The sequence below is a fragment of the Bacillus sp. KNSH39 genome (assembly GCF_052656585.1).
In genome coordinates, this window is the sequence record NZ_JBQXYO010000003.1 from 53,725 (window position 1) to 69,307 (window position 15,583).

24 protein-coding genes are annotated in these 15,583 nt (G+C 36.2%); 19 read left to right on the top strand and 5 right to left on the bottom strand.

Annotation, left to right across the window (positions count from 1 at the left end; genetic code table 11):
- Window positions 1–166: 166 nt before the first annotated feature.
- The gene (locus ACUL40_RS28335; RefSeq protein WP_079004504.1) at window positions 167–355 is read right to left on the bottom strand and encodes a hypothetical protein; all 189 of its coding nucleotides are present in this window, start codon (window positions 353–355) and stop codon (window positions 167–169) included.
- A gap of 110 nt (window positions 356–465) precedes the next feature.
- Between ACUL40_RS28335 and ACUL40_RS28340 the strand changes: the two genes are divergently transcribed.
- Entirely contained in the window at window positions 466–1,095 is a 630-nt protein-coding gene (locus tag ACUL40_RS28340; protein WP_079004505.1) for a Holliday junction resolvase RecU, read from the top strand.
- 138 nt (window positions 1,096–1,233) lie between these two features.
- Window positions 1,234–1,620 carry an ArpU family phage packaging/lysis transcriptional regulator gene (locus ACUL40_RS28345; protein ID WP_445423087.1) on the top strand — a complete coding sequence of 129 codons (387 nt, stop codon included), beginning with the start codon at window positions 1,234–1,236 and terminating at the stop codon, window positions 1,618–1,620.
- 60 nt (window positions 1,621–1,680) lie between these two features.
- Here the strand turns inward: ACUL40_RS28345 and ACUL40_RS28350 are convergent, their stop codons facing one another.
- Window positions 1,681–2,019, bottom strand: coding sequence for a hypothetical protein (locus ACUL40_RS28350; RefSeq protein ID WP_079004506.1), 339 nt, complete (start codon window positions 2,017–2,019; stop codon window positions 1,681–1,683).
- Window positions 2,020–3,178: 1,159 nt separating this feature from the next.
- Between ACUL40_RS28350 and ACUL40_RS28355 the strand changes: the two genes are divergently transcribed.
- The 4 genes from ACUL40_RS28355 (at window position 3,179) to ACUL40_RS28370 (ending at window position 5,331) form a co-directional block, all read left to right on the top strand.
- Window positions 3,179–3,469, top strand: a complete 291-nt coding sequence (locus tag ACUL40_RS28355; RefSeq protein WP_079004507.1) for a hypothetical protein — start codon at window positions 3,179–3,181, stop codon at window positions 3,467–3,469.
- A gap of 367 nt (window positions 3,470–3,836) precedes the next feature.
- Complete coding sequence (locus ACUL40_RS28360) at window positions 3,837–4,028, top strand: hypothetical protein (protein WP_079004508.1); 192 nt, start codon at window positions 3,837–3,839, stop codon at window positions 4,026–4,028.
- A 217-nt stretch (window positions 4,029–4,245) separates the two neighbouring features.
- Complete coding sequence (locus tag ACUL40_RS28365) at window positions 4,246–4,464, top strand: hypothetical protein (RefSeq protein ID WP_079004509.1); 219 nt, start codon at window positions 4,246–4,248, stop codon at window positions 4,462–4,464.
- Between the two features lie 291 nt (window positions 4,465–4,755).
- A complete protein-coding gene (locus tag ACUL40_RS28370) occupies window positions 4,756–5,331 on the top strand; it encodes a recombinase family protein (protein ID WP_001018890.1) in 576 nt (191 codons plus the stop codon).
- Between the two features lie 107 nt (window positions 5,332–5,438).
- On the opposite strand, the gene ACUL40_RS28375 is transcribed toward ACUL40_RS28370, so the two are convergent.
- The 3 genes from ACUL40_RS28375 to ACUL40_RS28385 form a co-directional block, all read right to left on the bottom strand.
- Complete coding sequence (locus ACUL40_RS28375; protein ID WP_079004510.1) at window positions 5,439–5,618, bottom strand: hypothetical protein; 180 nt, start codon at window positions 5,616–5,618, stop codon at window positions 5,439–5,441.
- Between the two features lie 191 nt (window positions 5,619–5,809).
- Complete coding sequence (locus ACUL40_RS28380; protein WP_029441601.1) at window positions 5,810–6,031, bottom strand: hypothetical protein; 222 nt, start codon at window positions 6,029–6,031, stop codon at window positions 5,810–5,812.
- A gap of 18 nt (window positions 6,032–6,049) precedes the next feature.
- The gene (locus ACUL40_RS28385; protein WP_074554458.1) at window positions 6,050–6,247 is read right to left on the bottom strand and encodes a hypothetical protein; all 198 of its coding nucleotides are present in this window, start codon (window positions 6,245–6,247) and stop codon (window positions 6,050–6,052) included.
- A 225-nt stretch (window positions 6,248–6,472) separates the two neighbouring features.
- On the opposite strand from ACUL40_RS28385, the gene ACUL40_RS28390 reads away from it, so the two are divergent.
- The 13 genes from ACUL40_RS28390 (at window position 6,473) to ACUL40_RS28450 (ending at window position 15,405) form a co-directional block, all read left to right on the top strand.
- On the top strand, window positions 6,473–6,685 hold the full coding sequence (locus ACUL40_RS28390) for a hypothetical protein (RefSeq protein ID WP_079004511.1): 213 nt from the start codon (window positions 6,473–6,475) through the stop codon (window positions 6,683–6,685).
- 33 nt (window positions 6,686–6,718) lie between these two features.
- Window positions 6,719–7,633: a terminase small subunit gene (locus ACUL40_RS28395; RefSeq protein ID WP_079004512.1), complete on the top strand. Its 915-nt coding sequence runs from the start codon at window positions 6,719–6,721 to the stop codon at window positions 7,631–7,633.
- Window positions 7,623–8,897, top strand: a complete 1,275-nt coding sequence (locus ACUL40_RS28400; RefSeq protein WP_079004513.1) for a PBSX family phage terminase large subunit — start codon at window positions 7,623–7,625, stop codon at window positions 8,895–8,897. The genes ACUL40_RS28395 and ACUL40_RS28400 overlap by 11 nt, the downstream gene beginning before the upstream one ends.
- A 12-nt stretch (window positions 8,898–8,909) precedes the next feature.
- Window positions 8,910–10,334: a phage portal protein gene (locus ACUL40_RS28405; RefSeq protein WP_079004514.1), complete on the top strand. Its 1,425-nt coding sequence runs from the start codon at window positions 8,910–8,912 to the stop codon at window positions 10,332–10,334.
- Between the two features lie 73 nt (window positions 10,335–10,407).
- Window positions 10,408–11,175 carry a phage head morphogenesis protein gene (locus ACUL40_RS28410; RefSeq protein WP_266009449.1) on the top strand — a complete coding sequence of 256 codons (768 nt, stop codon included), beginning with the start codon at window positions 10,408–10,410 and terminating at the stop codon, window positions 11,173–11,175.
- A gap of 72 nt (window positions 11,176–11,247) precedes the next feature.
- A complete protein-coding gene (locus ACUL40_RS28415) occupies window positions 11,248–11,979 on the top strand; it encodes a DUF4355 domain-containing protein (RefSeq protein ID WP_000811673.1) in 732 nt (243 codons plus the stop codon).
- Window positions 11,980–12,096: 117 nt separating this feature from the next.
- Complete coding sequence (locus ACUL40_RS28420; protein WP_000116908.1) at window positions 12,097–12,942, top strand: phage major capsid protein; 846 nt, start codon at window positions 12,097–12,099, stop codon at window positions 12,940–12,942.
- A 43-nt stretch (window positions 12,943–12,985) separates the two neighbouring features.
- Window positions 12,986–13,297 (top strand): hypothetical protein, encoded by a 312-nt coding sequence (locus tag ACUL40_RS28425; RefSeq protein WP_139020180.1) that lies wholly within the window; start codon window positions 12,986–12,988, stop codon window positions 13,295–13,297.
- Window positions 13,294–13,638, top strand: coding sequence for a head-tail adaptor protein (locus ACUL40_RS28430; protein WP_445423088.1), 345 nt, complete (start codon window positions 13,294–13,296; stop codon window positions 13,636–13,638). Before ACUL40_RS28425 ends, ACUL40_RS28430 begins: the two co-directional genes overlap by 4 nt.
- Window positions 13,613–14,020 carry an HK97-gp10 family putative phage morphogenesis protein gene (locus tag ACUL40_RS28435; protein WP_087965602.1) on the top strand — a complete coding sequence of 136 codons (408 nt, stop codon included), beginning with the start codon at window positions 13,613–13,615 and terminating at the stop codon, window positions 14,018–14,020. Before ACUL40_RS28430 ends, ACUL40_RS28435 begins: the two co-directional genes overlap by 26 nt.
- 5 nt (window positions 14,021–14,025) lie before the next feature.
- Window positions 14,026–14,388, top strand: a complete 363-nt coding sequence (locus ACUL40_RS28440; protein ID WP_445423089.1) for a hypothetical protein — start codon at window positions 14,026–14,028, stop codon at window positions 14,386–14,388.
- 14 nt (window positions 14,389–14,402) lie between these two features.
- On the top strand, window positions 14,403–14,996 hold the full coding sequence (locus ACUL40_RS28445) for a hypothetical protein (RefSeq protein WP_000729984.1): 594 nt from the start codon (window positions 14,403–14,405) through the stop codon (window positions 14,994–14,996).
- Window positions 14,997–15,042: 46 nt separating this feature from the next.
- Entirely contained in the window at window positions 15,043–15,405 is a 363-nt protein-coding gene (locus tag ACUL40_RS28450) for a hypothetical protein (protein ID WP_079004520.1), read from the top strand.
- Window positions 15,406–15,583 lie beyond the last annotated feature (178 nt).

Sequence of the window (15,583 nt, forward strand, 5' to 3'; positions counted from 1 at the left end):
TTATAAAGAAAGGAACTCAGAATATTATATGTGAGTCCAGTTAATTGAGTGCTTCTTACAAATAAAGAGCAGCTAGCAAAAGCTAACTGCTCGGTTCTCCAAGGGGGAACAAGGAGAAAGTAACTTAATGGGTTGTCTACAGTATTGACGGAATATTGAGTTTTATTCACGAGAGATTATATTCTGAAATTTGAATTATGATAGTCGATATTCTCCATATTGACCAGAAAAGAACTAAAAGTTCTAGTGAAATTCCAAGGGTTCTTTTCTTAGTTTTTTGAGATTCTTTTATCAAATAGCCAACAGCACTAATTGCTATAAGCATGAAAAGAATAAGTTCGAGTGTAACTGGCATTCTATCTACTCCTAAAAATAAGTTTGTATATAACGATTATAAGATATTTTAATGATTGGTAGTAAAAAATTCAACAAAATAATCCTTTTAATAGAAAGTGAGGAATAACAATGGGACTAGGAAACCGTGGGATGGCATTTGAAATGCTTATCAATCTAGCGAATGAAATGTATCAAAGAGGGGGAGTGGCACTTATCAACAAACGTCCGACTCCTGTAAAGGTGTTGAAGAGTAAGAATGGCCGTGTACTAAATGGATTCTATGAAGCTAAAAGCACAGTAGACTATGATGGTGTGTATAAAGGACGAGCTGTCGCATTTGAAGCGAAGTCTACAGAGAAAGATACACGTTTTGCTTTAAAGAACATTGCACAGCATCAATTGGATTACCTGGAGAAAGCGGAGAAGATGGGAGCGATATGCTTCTTCCTTATAGAATTCAGTAAGGATAAGTCAGTATTCGCAGTGCCACTATCAGTCATTCAATCTTATATAAGGATGTCTCATCAACCGAAGGGCAAGAAGTCTATACCAAGAGCAGACTTTGATATTTATGGGTACTTAGTAGAACAAACAGAACGAGCGCCAGTTGATTACTTACAATATATTGATGAAGTAGTAGCGCCAGTCATGTTTGATGGAATGATTCAGTTTGATCAGGACTATCAAAAGGTAGCGAATAATATTGAAGCAGCAAAAGAGAAGATGGCCAACAAGAAATGTAAATTATTAAGGGTTTAATGGATAACGGAACCTTGCAAGGTGGATGGTGGAGACTATTCGCTATGCATGTTTCCCTTATTCAACAAAGAGATAGTAAAATTTCACGTACCTGATGTGAATATAAAAAGACAAATTCAGAAATAGGGGGATTCCTTCATGGAGAGACAATTAACTTTATTACCGACTATTGATAGAGAGACAGAAAAACAGGTTCAGAAAGAAGTAGTGAAAATACTAAAGGAATACCGCGCATTGAAAACTCGTTTTGAAAATGAAGTGGAGTTAAAACACGAAGGGATCAGTTTGTTCCCGGAGATTAGAGACACGAGATATATTAGCAATATCAAGTTCAAGCAGATCGATAAGGCGTTAGAGTACGTTTTAGACTATGACGAGGCAGAAATCATCAAGAAGAAGTACTTAAATGCAGATAAGCCGAAAGACAGCTTTATTTACACTGAATTATCGATAAAGAAAGATCACTTCTATTATAAGAAGAAAAATGCGATTCGATTGATCGCTACATCTTTAGGGATGATTTAATAATATAAAAAAAGCCAAATTAACAGTTTTTAATTAACTATCCATTTGGCTTTTTATGTTTTATTTTTTAGGCATCCATGTATGTCCGCAATTCATGCAACCATTAACAATATTTTTTCTACCAACAAATCCACTGAATAAAATTATCGGTGGTCCTAGAAGTACAATAAGAAGACCAACAATTGCAGAAAGTCCAACAACTCCATCCATAGAATTTTCAGGAACTATAACATATAAAAAATTAGAAACTATTCCAATAGTTATAAGTGTACCTAACAGAAGAAACAGAATAAAAAACGCCCTTTTGAAATTATAACCACGCTTATTACCGACTATTTGATCTGATTTGCATTTCCTACAAACCACGCGCTTTGTTACTTTTTCTTTTTGTACCGTCATGTCTAACCATCCTTGCTTTTTATAAAATTATAATAGCTTAATTATATGATATTATTACCTGAACTGGATACAAATATTATCAAAAAAAGAAAAAATATAATAAATTGGAATGTTTATGTTTTTAAAAACTTCGACAAAATACCGACAAAATTGGGGACTAAATAGGGGGAATTTTGATAATGAAATCAACGATATTCTTAATGTACAAGCCCTTTGACAAACGCATATCGAAGAGGATTAGTACACCTATTAGTGAAACGTTCTTATGCGAGAATGTCACGGTAACGTATACCGCATATTAGGGCGGGCAAGGCGGTACGAACCCGCGTTAAGACGAAAAGATCAATGAATGTATTACAATGACATATTCCAGTGTGGCGGGTGTGAGATAATTCGCATTCGTCATGCTGTTTCTATTGTATTTATCAATCAGCTCGGAATGCGTCCTCTGGGTTGATAATAAATATAAGTCTATTTCTCTCATATGTCGGTTCTTGAAAATGGAATGGGGGTGGTTGCTCATGATTGAGTGACACTTGCATTCTAAAAAGTTAAAAGTATACGTGATCTCGTACATTAGTAATTACCCATGATTCTTATTAATGACCAAAACGAGGGCAAAGAGTTCCACTCTTTGTTTGAGCCAATACAGCGGAAACATTCCCCTTCCGTCCCTCTAGTGTATTGGTTCAAACAAGGCGTCGGAAGATTCATATACGTCTTGGATATAAAGCTTTTATAATTCGATATTGGTCAGCTAAGGCCTTGCGACAGCCGATGTATTGACCAGCTCTACGGAGTATAAACAAGAGAGTCCCTAGCTCTCTTTGAACCGATGACAGCTCTTACGCATGGAGCAAACTACTGAACGTCGTCGGTTGAAAGAGGTCATGGAAGCTCTTGCTCTTCTCCCAGTCACCGAACGTAAAGCGCGTAGCTAATAAGAGCTAAAAAATTACATGATGCGGTGGCTTGGAGAAGGTTGAGAGTAGTCAGCCTTGAAATGATTGCGAAATTCCCCTTTCGCGAATGATTTCTCCCATTCCCTTGGAAGCTGTCACTTCGGTGATGGCTTTTTGTTATTTTCCTTATTGACTTTTACTGATCAAGGCGTTTTATTAATAAGGAAAGAAAATAAGTTCGAAGGGAACGAAGAGAAATGCGAAAATATGAAGGTAAATTTGATGGTTATTTAACAGGAGAAGAAAAGCAGCAAGAAAAACAATGGGAACCAAATTGGGGAAATGGGCTAAAGGTTAGTGGTTCATCTCATGAATCGAAGCGAAAGGTAAAAGCTTGCATTGAATGTAATGGTGTTTGCGATATCGATACTGATAAGCCACTATTTAAAGCACCGGTAAAGAAAGGTGACTATTTAAGGGAAGAATTGCGAGCGTGGTACGTATGCCGTGACTGCGGAAAACATCAGCGTCATCCTTATACTGATTAACTAATTAAAAGCATCCATAACGGGTGCTTTTTTTCTTTGTTATATAGTAATTACACATTAAACATACATTTATATGCGTGGTTACTACACGTTAAGGAATAGTAATAAAAAGACGAGACCGATGAAACCGTATAAAAACCAAAAGAATCCTAAGATGGGGAATGTTTTATGAAATTTAATCATGGTTAACCTCCTTGGGTATATAGAGGATTATAATATATCGTCGGTCTATATAGAAGAAAAAACAGAAATTGGTACATGCTAAACGAGAGTCAGGAAAAAATGGACATTTGGATTAAAGGATTCTATATAAATAGGTAGAATCTAATTATTTGGTTCACATTTTAATCCAAGGGGTACAAATTCGATGCGACGTGAAAAGGATTTGTTGAAACAATGGAAGGCGGATTTGCAAGCTGTTCAAGAAGAGAAGAGACTGAAGAAGAAGGCTAAGAAAAAGAATAAGAAATATAGTATTCCAGGTAATACAGCTGATTTCATGAATGGCAAGGATACTTATCGTAAAGAGAATGGGGTATGGAGACAAAGAAATAAATAATGTGAGGATAAATAAATTTGATTAAGTTTATAGCAATTATCGTAGGCGCTGCCGTGATCTGGGTGGCGTCTTGTTTGTTGTTAAGGAAAGATAAGACGTGGGATAGATTTGCTAATTGAAATATTATTAGTTTGAAACATAGACTAGTAAACAAACTATTTCTATCTTTTAATCATAGAATATGATGAATTCTATTTTAGAGGAGGGAATCATATCTATGGGATGGGATAATAATTTTGGACATTCTAGAGATTGTAATAGATTTTGGGATGATTTAGTATTTTGCGGTTGCGGCCGTAGACGAAGAAGAAACGATTTTAACGACTGTCATTGTAGACGTGACTGCGATTGTGATGAGTGTCGTCGTAGACGTAATCATGACCGCGATCGCGATCGTGAGCATGAACATGGACATGGTGAGCATCGAGATTGGTAAAGCCTTTTGAAAGAGTGCGATGAAAAAACGCACTCTTTTTTGTTATGTTTTTAATTAGTACTTATTAACCCGAAGGACGCAGTTTCAATTGGATTTAACATTTTACAAAATAAGCGAACACAACGAACGAAAATAAATGTCCTACTTAACTGTCTAAAAGTTGACCCTTTTGTACAGTTGAAATGTATAGGGTAAAAACTTTGTAAACAGATAGTTGTTAATGTCTAAAAGATAGTCTAAAATAAAAGTGTATAATTCTTAAGACTTTTAGACTATTTTGAGGTGATTTGGATGGCTATCGTTGGTTATGCAAGGGTGAGTACAAAAGATCAAAACTTAGATGCACAAATTGAAAGGTTAACAGAATATGGATGTGAAAAGATATATTCTGAAAAATACAGTGGAGCTAATAGTGATCGGGAAGAATTACAAAAGGCATTAGAGTATATGAGAGAAGGAGATAAATTTGTTGTTTGTAAAATAGATCGTTTAGCTAGATCAATATTTGATTTGCATAAGATTGTAAATCAATTAGCTGATCGAGGAATAGCGGTGGTGTTTCTTAAAGAACAAATTGATTTTTCAACGCCTGCAGGTAAATTGATGTTTACTATGCTAGGGGCTATTGCTGAGTTTGAAAGAGATTTAATCAATGAAAGAACAGCTGAAGGAAGAGAAAGAGCCAAAGCAATGGGCAAACATATGGGGCGTAAGGGGCAGGATGAAAAACAGGTGAAGCAGGCTATGAACTTATTCTTTAATAGGAAAGAGAATGGTTTGAGTGTAAATGATATTTCAAAAATGACGGGAGTTCCGCGTTCTACTATTTATGCTAAAGCGAAAGAATTAAAAGAGGAGGAATTATGATGGAGTAATATGAACAGCTACGGCAGGAATTTTGAAATATAAGTAATCAGTTAAAGTAGCGAATCCGCTGCTTTTTTATTTAATAAGGAAAAAAGCCCTACCTGGGGCTATATGATTTTCTTCATACCACATTGACGGCATTCTCTTAAGAAGATGAAATTTTTAATAGAACTTTTGAATGTGGAATTACCGCAATTATCACAGCGACCACTGATTTTATCAGGATGCTCTTCGTATGTGTATATTTTGCTTAAATCGTATTTTTGTTCATGTTCTTTATTTTCCATTCGTTTCACCTGCATATCAATCTGAATTAAAACAATTTAATCATAATAACATGAAGTGTTTATATAATGGATGTTTTTTATTTGACAAAGAGAACCTGCAAACATGCAGATTCTCCTGATAATGATTTATGAAGTAAGACCCGAAAATATAATACAATGATTCGAAAATGAGTTCAAGAGTGTTTGGTGATTTAAGCCACTCTATAATCTTTGTTTTTAAGCTTTTTTCTAGTATCCATGAATCCTATAATCATTATCGCCATGCATATTAACTTAAGCCAACGAACCTCCTGGTGGTACATTAGCCCAGAAAAGAATTCATAGGCATATAACAAACCGACAATTGGAAATAGCCAAGTCATAAATTTCAAATCTTTTAGATGAAACTTATAATTATTAATCTTTTTCCACATATGTATCAACTCCTATTGTTATGAGGTTCTGTAGTTTTTCTTTGTGAAATCTCGCATGTTGAGGATAAAGAATAGAAGGAAGATAACAGCTCCGATGCCATTAATCCAGTAGTAGGTGCGCCCTGTTGTAAATCCGTTATAGGATTCATAGGCATTCCAAATTACAAGAAGTACTGAGCAGACAGTAGAGACCATTAATGAGCCAAAACTTCTCATGATTTTCACCTCGATTCAAAATGTTAGAACTTATTTATAATTTTACATTTAAATAAACAGATTTACAAGGAGAGGAATAAAAGAAAGAACCCGCTGGAGTTCGGGTCCTTTCAGAAGTGATGATGTATTCTCGGCTTGGGAACTGAGAAAAACACAAAAATATAATACATCGAGTTTTAGAGAATTTCAAGAATAAATTAGAGTGATTTTGGAGGATGATGAACAATGAAACTAACTAAACAAGAACAAGCGGTTGCAATTGGTACATTCATTTCAATGTTGGGACAGGACCTTGTAAATGAGCGCATCGATAAACAGAATTTAGAAAGTGCAATTCCAATCTTTAATGAGTTAGAAGATAACACAACACCAAAGCAAAAGAGAGAAGCAATGGTTAGTTTGCTTGATAAAACAATGGATGAATTCCTAAAAGCTTAAAAGACTAATAGAGCCTATCGTGAGGTGGTGGTTATGGCTAGACAACGTAGCCCGGACAGAGATAAAGCATTTGAAATATATAAAATAAGTAAAGGTGAGAAGCCATTAATTGATATTGCTGCTGAGTTAAACCTTAAGCCTTCGCAAATCAGAAAGTGGAAATCACAAGACAAATGGGATGAACAAATGAATGGTAACGTTACTATTGCGAAAAGGAGCGTTACTAATGTTAAAAATCCCAAAACGAAAGAAAAACTGAAAGAGATCTTAGAGGATGAAGAGCTGACCGAAAAGGAAAGGCTCTTTTGTTTGTATTATGTGAAATACTTCAATGGTACACAAGCTGCACTGAAGGCTGGATACTCCAAAGACGGTGCTCATGTACAGGCTAGTCGATTGCTAAGACGTGAACGAGTTTCTTCCTATATAAAAGAGCTTAAAGGTGAGTTAATCGAGAATGTATTTGTGGAAGCGATGGATGTGCTTAAAGAGTACATTAAGATTGCTTTTGCTGATATTACTAACTATGTAACCTTTGGACAGAAGGAAGTACCTGTAATGGGGATGTTTGGCCCGATGAAAGATGAATCCGGTAAAGAAATAACTCGTATCATAAATTATGTAGATTTACACGAGGCTGACATGGTTGATGGTTCTATAATAACCGAAGTAAAACTCGGAAAAGATGGCGTGTCAGTAAAACTTGCTGACAAGATGAAAGCACTGGACAAACTATCTCAGTACTTTGACTTAGTACCTGACAATTTCAAACGTAAAATCGAAGAAGAACACCACAAAATGCAGATGGAAGTGCAGAAAGCTCAAATTGATAAAATTAAAGCAGATACTTCTCGTATTAAAGGTGATGAAGGTGAAGGGTATGAAGATGACGGATTCATCGATGCGTTAGAAGGTAAAACAGCAGAGGTGTGGGAAGATGAAACTTAAACCTGCCCCTTTTAAATTTAGACCATTCTCAAAGAAACAATTACAAGTACTCACTTGGTGGAGAAAAGATTCACCTATGAAGGACCATGACGGCATTATATGCGATGGTTCTATTCGTGCTGGCAAAACTGTTTCGATGGCTCTTTCTTATGTTATGTGGGGAACTGAAACATTTAATGGTGAAAACCTAGGTATGGCAGGTAAAACAATTGGATCACTGCGACGCAACGTAATTACTCCATTAAAGAAGATGTTAAAATCACGTAAATATAAAGTGAAAGATCATCTATCAGAGAACATGCTTACCATTAGTAAAGATGGCCATACGAATCATTTCTATATATTTGGTGGTAAGGACGAATCATCACAAGAACTTATCCAAGGTATTACATTAGCTGGTATGTTTTTTGATGAAGTTGCTCTTATGCCGCAAAGCTTTGTGAACCAGGCTACAGGACGTTGTTCTATTGAAGGCTCAAAGTATTGGTTTAACTGTAACCCTGCCGGCCCGTATCATTGGTTCAAACTTGAATGGATAGATAATAAGGAAGACAAGAACCTGCTACATATTCATTTTACAATGGACGATAATCTTTCTTTATCTGAAAAAGTGAAGCAAAGATACTATCGTATGTATAGTGGAGTCTTCTTTCAACGCTTCATTTTAGGTTTATGGGTGCTTGCAGAAGGTATTGTATATGACATGTTTAATAAAGAAAAGCATGTTGTAAAAACAGTAGAAAGAGAATACGAGAAGTATTATGTATCTTGTGACTATGGTACACAGAACCCTATGACATATGGATTATGGGGATTGTGTAAAGGTATATGGTACAAAGCAAAAGAGTACCATTATGATGGTCGTAAAAATTCAAGGCAAAAGACAGATGATGAGTATCTTGACGACCTAAAAGAATTCATAGGAGATATTTCTATTCGTGGGATTATAGTTGACCCATCAGCAGCTTCATTTATTGCTTTATTGAAAAAGAATCGATTTAAAGTGCTTAAAGCTAAGAATGAAGTTATAGATGGCATAAGAAATGTAGCGCGACTTCTTAATGAAGAGAAGATAAAATACAACGACTGCTGTAAAGAAACATTCCGTGAATATGCTTCTTATACTTGGGATGAAAAAGCTACAGCTCGTGGTGAAGATAAACCAAATAAAGAGAATGACCACCAAATGGATGGTGATCGTTACTTTGTAAATACAGTTGTTGTAACTAATAACAAAGCTAAGGCTGTTAAGTCAATCTATTAAGGAGGTGAGACGATGTTTGAACACTATATTCCGTTGCTGGATAAACAAAATGGCGAGCCTACATCAAAGTTGCTAAAAAAAATTATTGATGAGTTTGAACCATTAAAACAACGCATGATTAACAGGTACGAGCGATACAAAGCAAGTGAAAAGGGTGTGCCTATCTTTACTCGCGAGTTTAAAGGTGATGGTAATAAAGATAAGGTTAACAATAAGCTAAACAATGACTTCTTTTCTGAAATTATTGATACAAAAATCGGTTATATGTTTGGGTTGCCTATCTCATACAGCTTAGATCATGAAGATGATGAAGTATTGAAACGTATTCAGGACTTTTTAAAAGCGAATCATACTGAGGATGCTGATGCAGAAACAGGGAAGTTCGCTTCTATTTGTGGATACGGAGCGAGATTACTGTATCACGATAAAGAAGGCATCGAAAAGGTTATGAATATCAAACCTTACGAAGCTATATTTCTTACGAATTCAAGCATTGCAGAACCTAAATACGCTATACGCTGCTATCCAATCAAAGTAATTGATGGTGATGATTTCAAGGATGGTTATAAAGTAGAGTTTTACAATGAAACAAATATTATTGAGTACACTGGTGAAGATTTAGATAAGTTAACAGAGACTGAACGTATTCCTAACTTATTTAAAGGTGTGCCACTTATTGGGTTTCCTAACAATGAAGAATTACAAGGAGATGTAGATAAAGCTATATCACTTATTGAAGGTTATGACCGTTCGTTTTCCGATGTAAACAGTGAGATTGAACAGTTTCGTCTGGCTTATATGATCTTTAAAGGCGTTGATATAGATGATGATACTATCGAGAAGCTAAAACAAACTGGTGCCCTTGATGTAGGTGAGAATGGTGAGGCTTCTTTTTTAACTAAGGACCTTAATGACAACATACTTGAACACCATCTCGACAGATTAGAAAAGAATATATGCCGTTTCACAAAGCATGTGAACCTTTCTGATGAATCATTTGGTGGTAACCTTACTGGTGTTGCTATTCGTTACAAGTTATTAGCTTTAGAAACTAAATCAGGAACATTAGAAATGAAGTTTACTAAGTCATTGCGACAACAATTTAAGTTATTGTTTGATGCTTGGAACTTACGCTCAAATAAAGGAGAACTAGACTACCTTTGTATGACGTTTCAATTTACGCGAAACCTTCCAGCCAACTTAGCTGATGAAGCTGATGTGCAGTCTAAACTACAAGGCTTAGTAAGTGAAGAAACACGATTATCTATGTTATCTGTTGTTTCTGATCCAAAAACGGAAATACAGAAGATGCAGGAAGAAGAAGCGGATTCCATGAATCTTGACAAGGTAGGTGAGCCTAATGGAATGGGACAAGAAGCAGAAACACCTCCAAAAGATAGAGGACGAACTGGAAAAGGCGATTCTCTACCTGTATAAAGATGCTTTAGAAGAAGTCAGAGGAATACTGGCTTTTTATTATGCCAAATATGCGGTAAGTGAGCAGTTGAGTATGCAAGAAATGCGCCGATTCAATCGATATAAGAGCATGCAAAGTGAACTGCAACAAGTAATTAATGAAATAACATATGAGAAAAAGAAAACACTCAATGAAATGCTCTCCAATCAGTATGGAGAGTCTTTTTATTATACGAGTTATCTCATCGAGAAAGAAGTCGGCGTGGCTCTTTCGTATGGTCTTCTTGACCCGAACGTCATTAAACGAGCGGTACAAATGCCAATCGATAAAATGACACTCAATCAAAGGTTAAGTACACATCGAGTACAGATAGTTAACCGAATACGCAGAGAGTTATCTATCGGTCTTAGAAAAGGCGAAGGATATGCAACAATGGCAAATCGGATTAAGCCGATACTTGATGGTGATGCGAAGAAAGCCCAAATGGTCGCTTGGACAGAAAGTGCTAGGGTGCAAAACTTAGGTACTTATGACAGTGCTTCTCACGCTTTTGATGAAGGTGTATCAATGAAGAAGATTTGGATTTCTACATTAGATAAACGTACGCGTCCTACTCACCAAGCAGCAGATCATCAAAAAGTACCGTTTAAAGGATTATTTAAAGTCGGTGGTTATAGTTGCGAATATCCACATGATAGTAATTTACCTGCTAAAGAAGTTGTACGATGCCGCTGTACTTTCATTACTGAGGTAGCGGATGTTAGCTCATTCATTGAGAGAAGGGCCAGAAACCCAACTACAGGTAAGAATGAGGTGATTAGCGCAGTTAGTTACGAGGAATGGAAAGACTCTCTTGAATAATAAAACACACGAGGGCTTATAAAATACGAACTAAATAGGGTGTATTCATAGGAACTCAGAGGAGGAATAATAATGAAACAATTACAAAAGCAAGCGGAAGTACAGTTTTTAAAAGAAAGAGAACTAACAAAGTTACCGTTTCGTTTATCAAATCTGCAATTCTTTTCTGATCCTGCAATACCTGCAGATGAGACACTACAGAATGAACAAACATCACCTGCGGATGATATAAAAGATTCACTAGTTGAAGAGCAAAAAGAACCGCCAGTTGGTGAACAAAAAGAACCGAAATTAGATGATGCAACAAAAACATTTATTGAGAAGATGGTACAATCAGCGGAAGATAGAGTGCGCTCTAAATATTCGAAAGAACTGAATGCAACAAAAAAGGAATTAGAGAACTATAAAACCGCTTCTATGACTGCACAAGAGAAAGCTGAATATGAGATGAAGCAACTTCAGGAACAACTAGAAGAGCGAGAAAGAGTACTTCATCAGAAAGAAATGCAGAGTGTTGCATCAGATGGTTTATCAGCGGTTGGATTGGATCTTAAATTTGTAGATTTTGTTATTGGTTCAGATGTAGAAGATACAAAAGTTAGGGTGTCAAAGTTTAATGATTTATTCTCTACTGCATTAGAAGTAAAAGTGGCTGAAAAGTTTAAAGCTGCTGGCCGAGAAATCCATGTTAGTGGCGGAACTGGAGGGGGATTTACGAGAGAACAAGTAAATTCAATGAGTCAAGCTGAAATTAATGCGAACTGGCCACAAATTCAGAAGGATATGCGCAATTGGGGTAAGTAGCACTGGGAAAGTTAAGTGATTTGAATGGTACAGTCAAAAAAATATAAAACGAACAAAAGAGATTGCTAGTTTAGTAATCTCTTTTGTTATGGAAAAACATTAAGGAGGAATTAATATATGTCAGTATCAACTTTTATTCCAACAATTTGGGAAGCGCGCTTGATGGCGAACTTTCACAAGCGTTCTATTGCGGATTTAATTACAACAACGCCAACGAAAATCGAAGGTAATAAGATTATCTTTAATCGTGTAGGCGCAGTAAATGTAAAAGATTATAATGGTACAATCGAATGGGATGATACCAACCCTTCTAAAGTAGAAATTAATATGGATCAACAAAAGTATTTTGCTTTCAAAGTTGATGATGTAGATGCAGTTCAGGCTGCTGGAGATTTAATCGACCCACATACACAAGAGGCAGGAGCGGTACTTCAGGAAACCGTTGATACATTCGTATTAGGGCTTTATAAAGGCGCTCATAAAACTCATACAATTGGGAGTGACTCTAGTCCAATTGAGTTATCACCTAAAAATGCATATGATTACATTGTAGACTTAAATACGATTTTAAATATTAAAAAGGTTCCTAAAACTGAACGATTCACAATCATCAATTCTCAGGTTTTAGGTTTATTATCTAAAGATGATCGCTTTACTAAGCAACCTGTTGTTTTAGAAAATGGTATTGTTGAAGGACAGATTATTAATGGATCACAAATCGTTGTATCAGAAGAAATTCACGGTACTGGTGGTAAGTATAAAATTTTAGGTCTTCATAAGTCTGCCATTGGATACGGGACACAGTTAACTGAAACAGAGGCACAACGTCTGCAAAATTCCTTTGCAGATGGTATTCGTGGTCTTATGGTTTATGGTGGAGATATCCTTCGTCAAGAGTCAATAGCGGTACTTACAGCTACAGTTACATCAATTACTCCGGAAAAACCAGGTGGAGGGGCTTAATAAGCCTTCTCCATTTTTTTCTTTTACGTAAGTAGGTGATTAGATGGAAGATGTGAAAGCAGAAATTTTAAAACGTGTAAAACTGCAAGTACCTAATATAAGTGATGAAGATTTATTAATAAGCATTGAAGATACAATGTTAATGGTTGCTGAGTATACCAATAGAACTATTCCTGAATTCCCTCCTGCTTATCCTGGTATCATCGCTAAAATGGTGGTTCATCAGTATAAGGAGCGGGAGAGAGAAGGGAAGAAAAGCGAATCATTAGGTAACTATTCTGTTACTTATGATGACGTGGGAGATTATCCAGCAAGCATCACGAAGGGGCTGAAAGTGAGGTTACGTATTCGATGATTCAGTCAATGATTCGCAAGTTTGGAAAAGATGCTACAGTACTTCGCAACGCTGGTTTTGATGATGGACCATATCCAACAGAAGAATGGAAAGAAATCAATACTGTTAAAGGTGTATTGGATGCAATCCAAGGAACAAAGGATGCTCGCAATAAGAAAGTAGAAGAGAAAAGCACACATTTCTTTTACTGCATGCTTTTCGACGTAACTATTCAAGATAGATTAGTTATCGATAAGAAGGTATACAGCGTTACTTATCCGGGCGATCCAATGAATGCGGGTAGATTCTTTCAAATAGAATTGGAGATGTTGCCATATGAGCGTGAAATTCCAATCCAATAGAGCCGCTGTTATGGCGAGACATTTGGCTGCAAAGAAAGCAGCTCATACTGCTATTGGTCAATTTGTATCTTCTAAAGCTAAATTACTTGCTGCTGTAGACACTGGCAATCTAAGAAGAAGCATTAGTTCTAAAGCAGAGCAAGAAAAAGTTGTTATCGGTACTTCTGCTGATCATGGTATTTATGTTGAGAAGGGAACAGGAATTTATGCTGTAGACGGTGATGGGCGTAAAACTCCTTGGATGTACCGTGACCCTAAAACAGGGAAGATGATTAAAACACAAGGGCAACATGCACAGCCTTTTCTTAGACCAGCAGCAGAGAGCAATAAACCGCAAATTACACAAGTTGGCACGCGAACCTATTCGTCATTAATGAGGTAGATAGCATGAATGACTTTATAAATATATTACACAGTGAATTAAAACAGATTCATAAAGAAAGGTACTATGAAATTGCTAAAACAACGGCTGATATGCCTTATCTAGTATATACAGTGAACGATGATAAAGAACCATGGGGACGGAAGAATATCATGCTTACAATTGATATTTACGGTACTTCTGCTCACCTTGCTCAAATAGATGAACTGATTACGAAACTAGAAAGCAATCTTCATAGAAAAAGATTAAGCAGCGCTGAATTTGGTGCTGCTATTTCTTATCTTTCGAGTCAGAAAGTACCTGATTCAGACCCAAATATCATACGCAAAGAAGTGCGGTTCATTTTAAGAACTTATTTTAAACAATAGAAAGGGTTGATTATATGGCAGCTCCACAACCAAAACCAGAAAATGTTCTCTTCGGAGACTGGGGGGCATTCTTCTTTAATTATGGAGAAAAAGACGAACTTCCTGTAGGCGCTACGCAAGGTGGCGGTTCCTTTAAGTATGAACCAGAGTTTAAAGAAATTGAGTATGATGGTTCGCCAGGTGACACTATGGGGATGAAACGTATTACTAAGTCAAAAACTCAAATCAGCTTTAAAACACTTGAATTCCTTGATAAAGATAAAATTAAAAACTTCATTGCTGGATTAAAAGTTTTCGAAGAAACCGTTACGAAAGACGGAAAGACTATCAAATACGATGTAATTGAAGCAACGGAACGCCTTACGAAAGAAAGTTATCTTAAAAATGTGGCATGGGTTGGTGAAACTTTAGGTGGCGATATCGTCGAAATCATCGTATATAACGCATTATCTGACGGTTCTTTAGAATTAGGATTTGAAAATGAGAGTGAAGTTGTTCCAGAAGTAACATTCACTGGACATCGTGATCCAGAAAACATTCGAAAAGTACCATGGAAAAAACGTATTTTAACAGCGACAGAAGCAGCAAAATTAATACCGGCAGGTTAAGGAGTAGGGGCAATCCCTGCTCTTTTTATTTTAAGGAGGAATCGATATGGCAGTCAAAATTAAAGGTCAAGAATATGTAGTGCGAGGTATCAAAACAAGAGACATCCCTCGTTTATCACGCATTGTAAAGAAAATGGATATAAAACCTGACTTCAAGATGCTAGATGAGTTGAAAAACTTAGGTTTACAGCAAAAAGCGTTAGGTATCAATTTATTTATAGAAGTGTTCGCTGGATTAGGCGAAGCAGAAGAAGAAGTATATCAACTGTTGGCTGATCTATCCAGTATTAATGTAGATGTAATTAAAGATTTAGATTTAAGCGATCTATATGACATCGTAATGGAATTTAAAAACGTTGATACAAGTTTTAAACCAGTTTTTTCGAAACTCGTTGGGTTGACGAAATAGAATTCTACGACACGTTTGCAAGTAGATATGGAGATTTGGAGTACGTTATGAACCTTCCAATATCCATAGGCATGGAAATGTTTAAAAAGGCGAAAGAAAAAGAGATTGATCGCCTTTTATGGGAAGAATGGTGCGCTTTACAACCGTATTGCGAGGATGCGTTTCCAACTTTCAAACA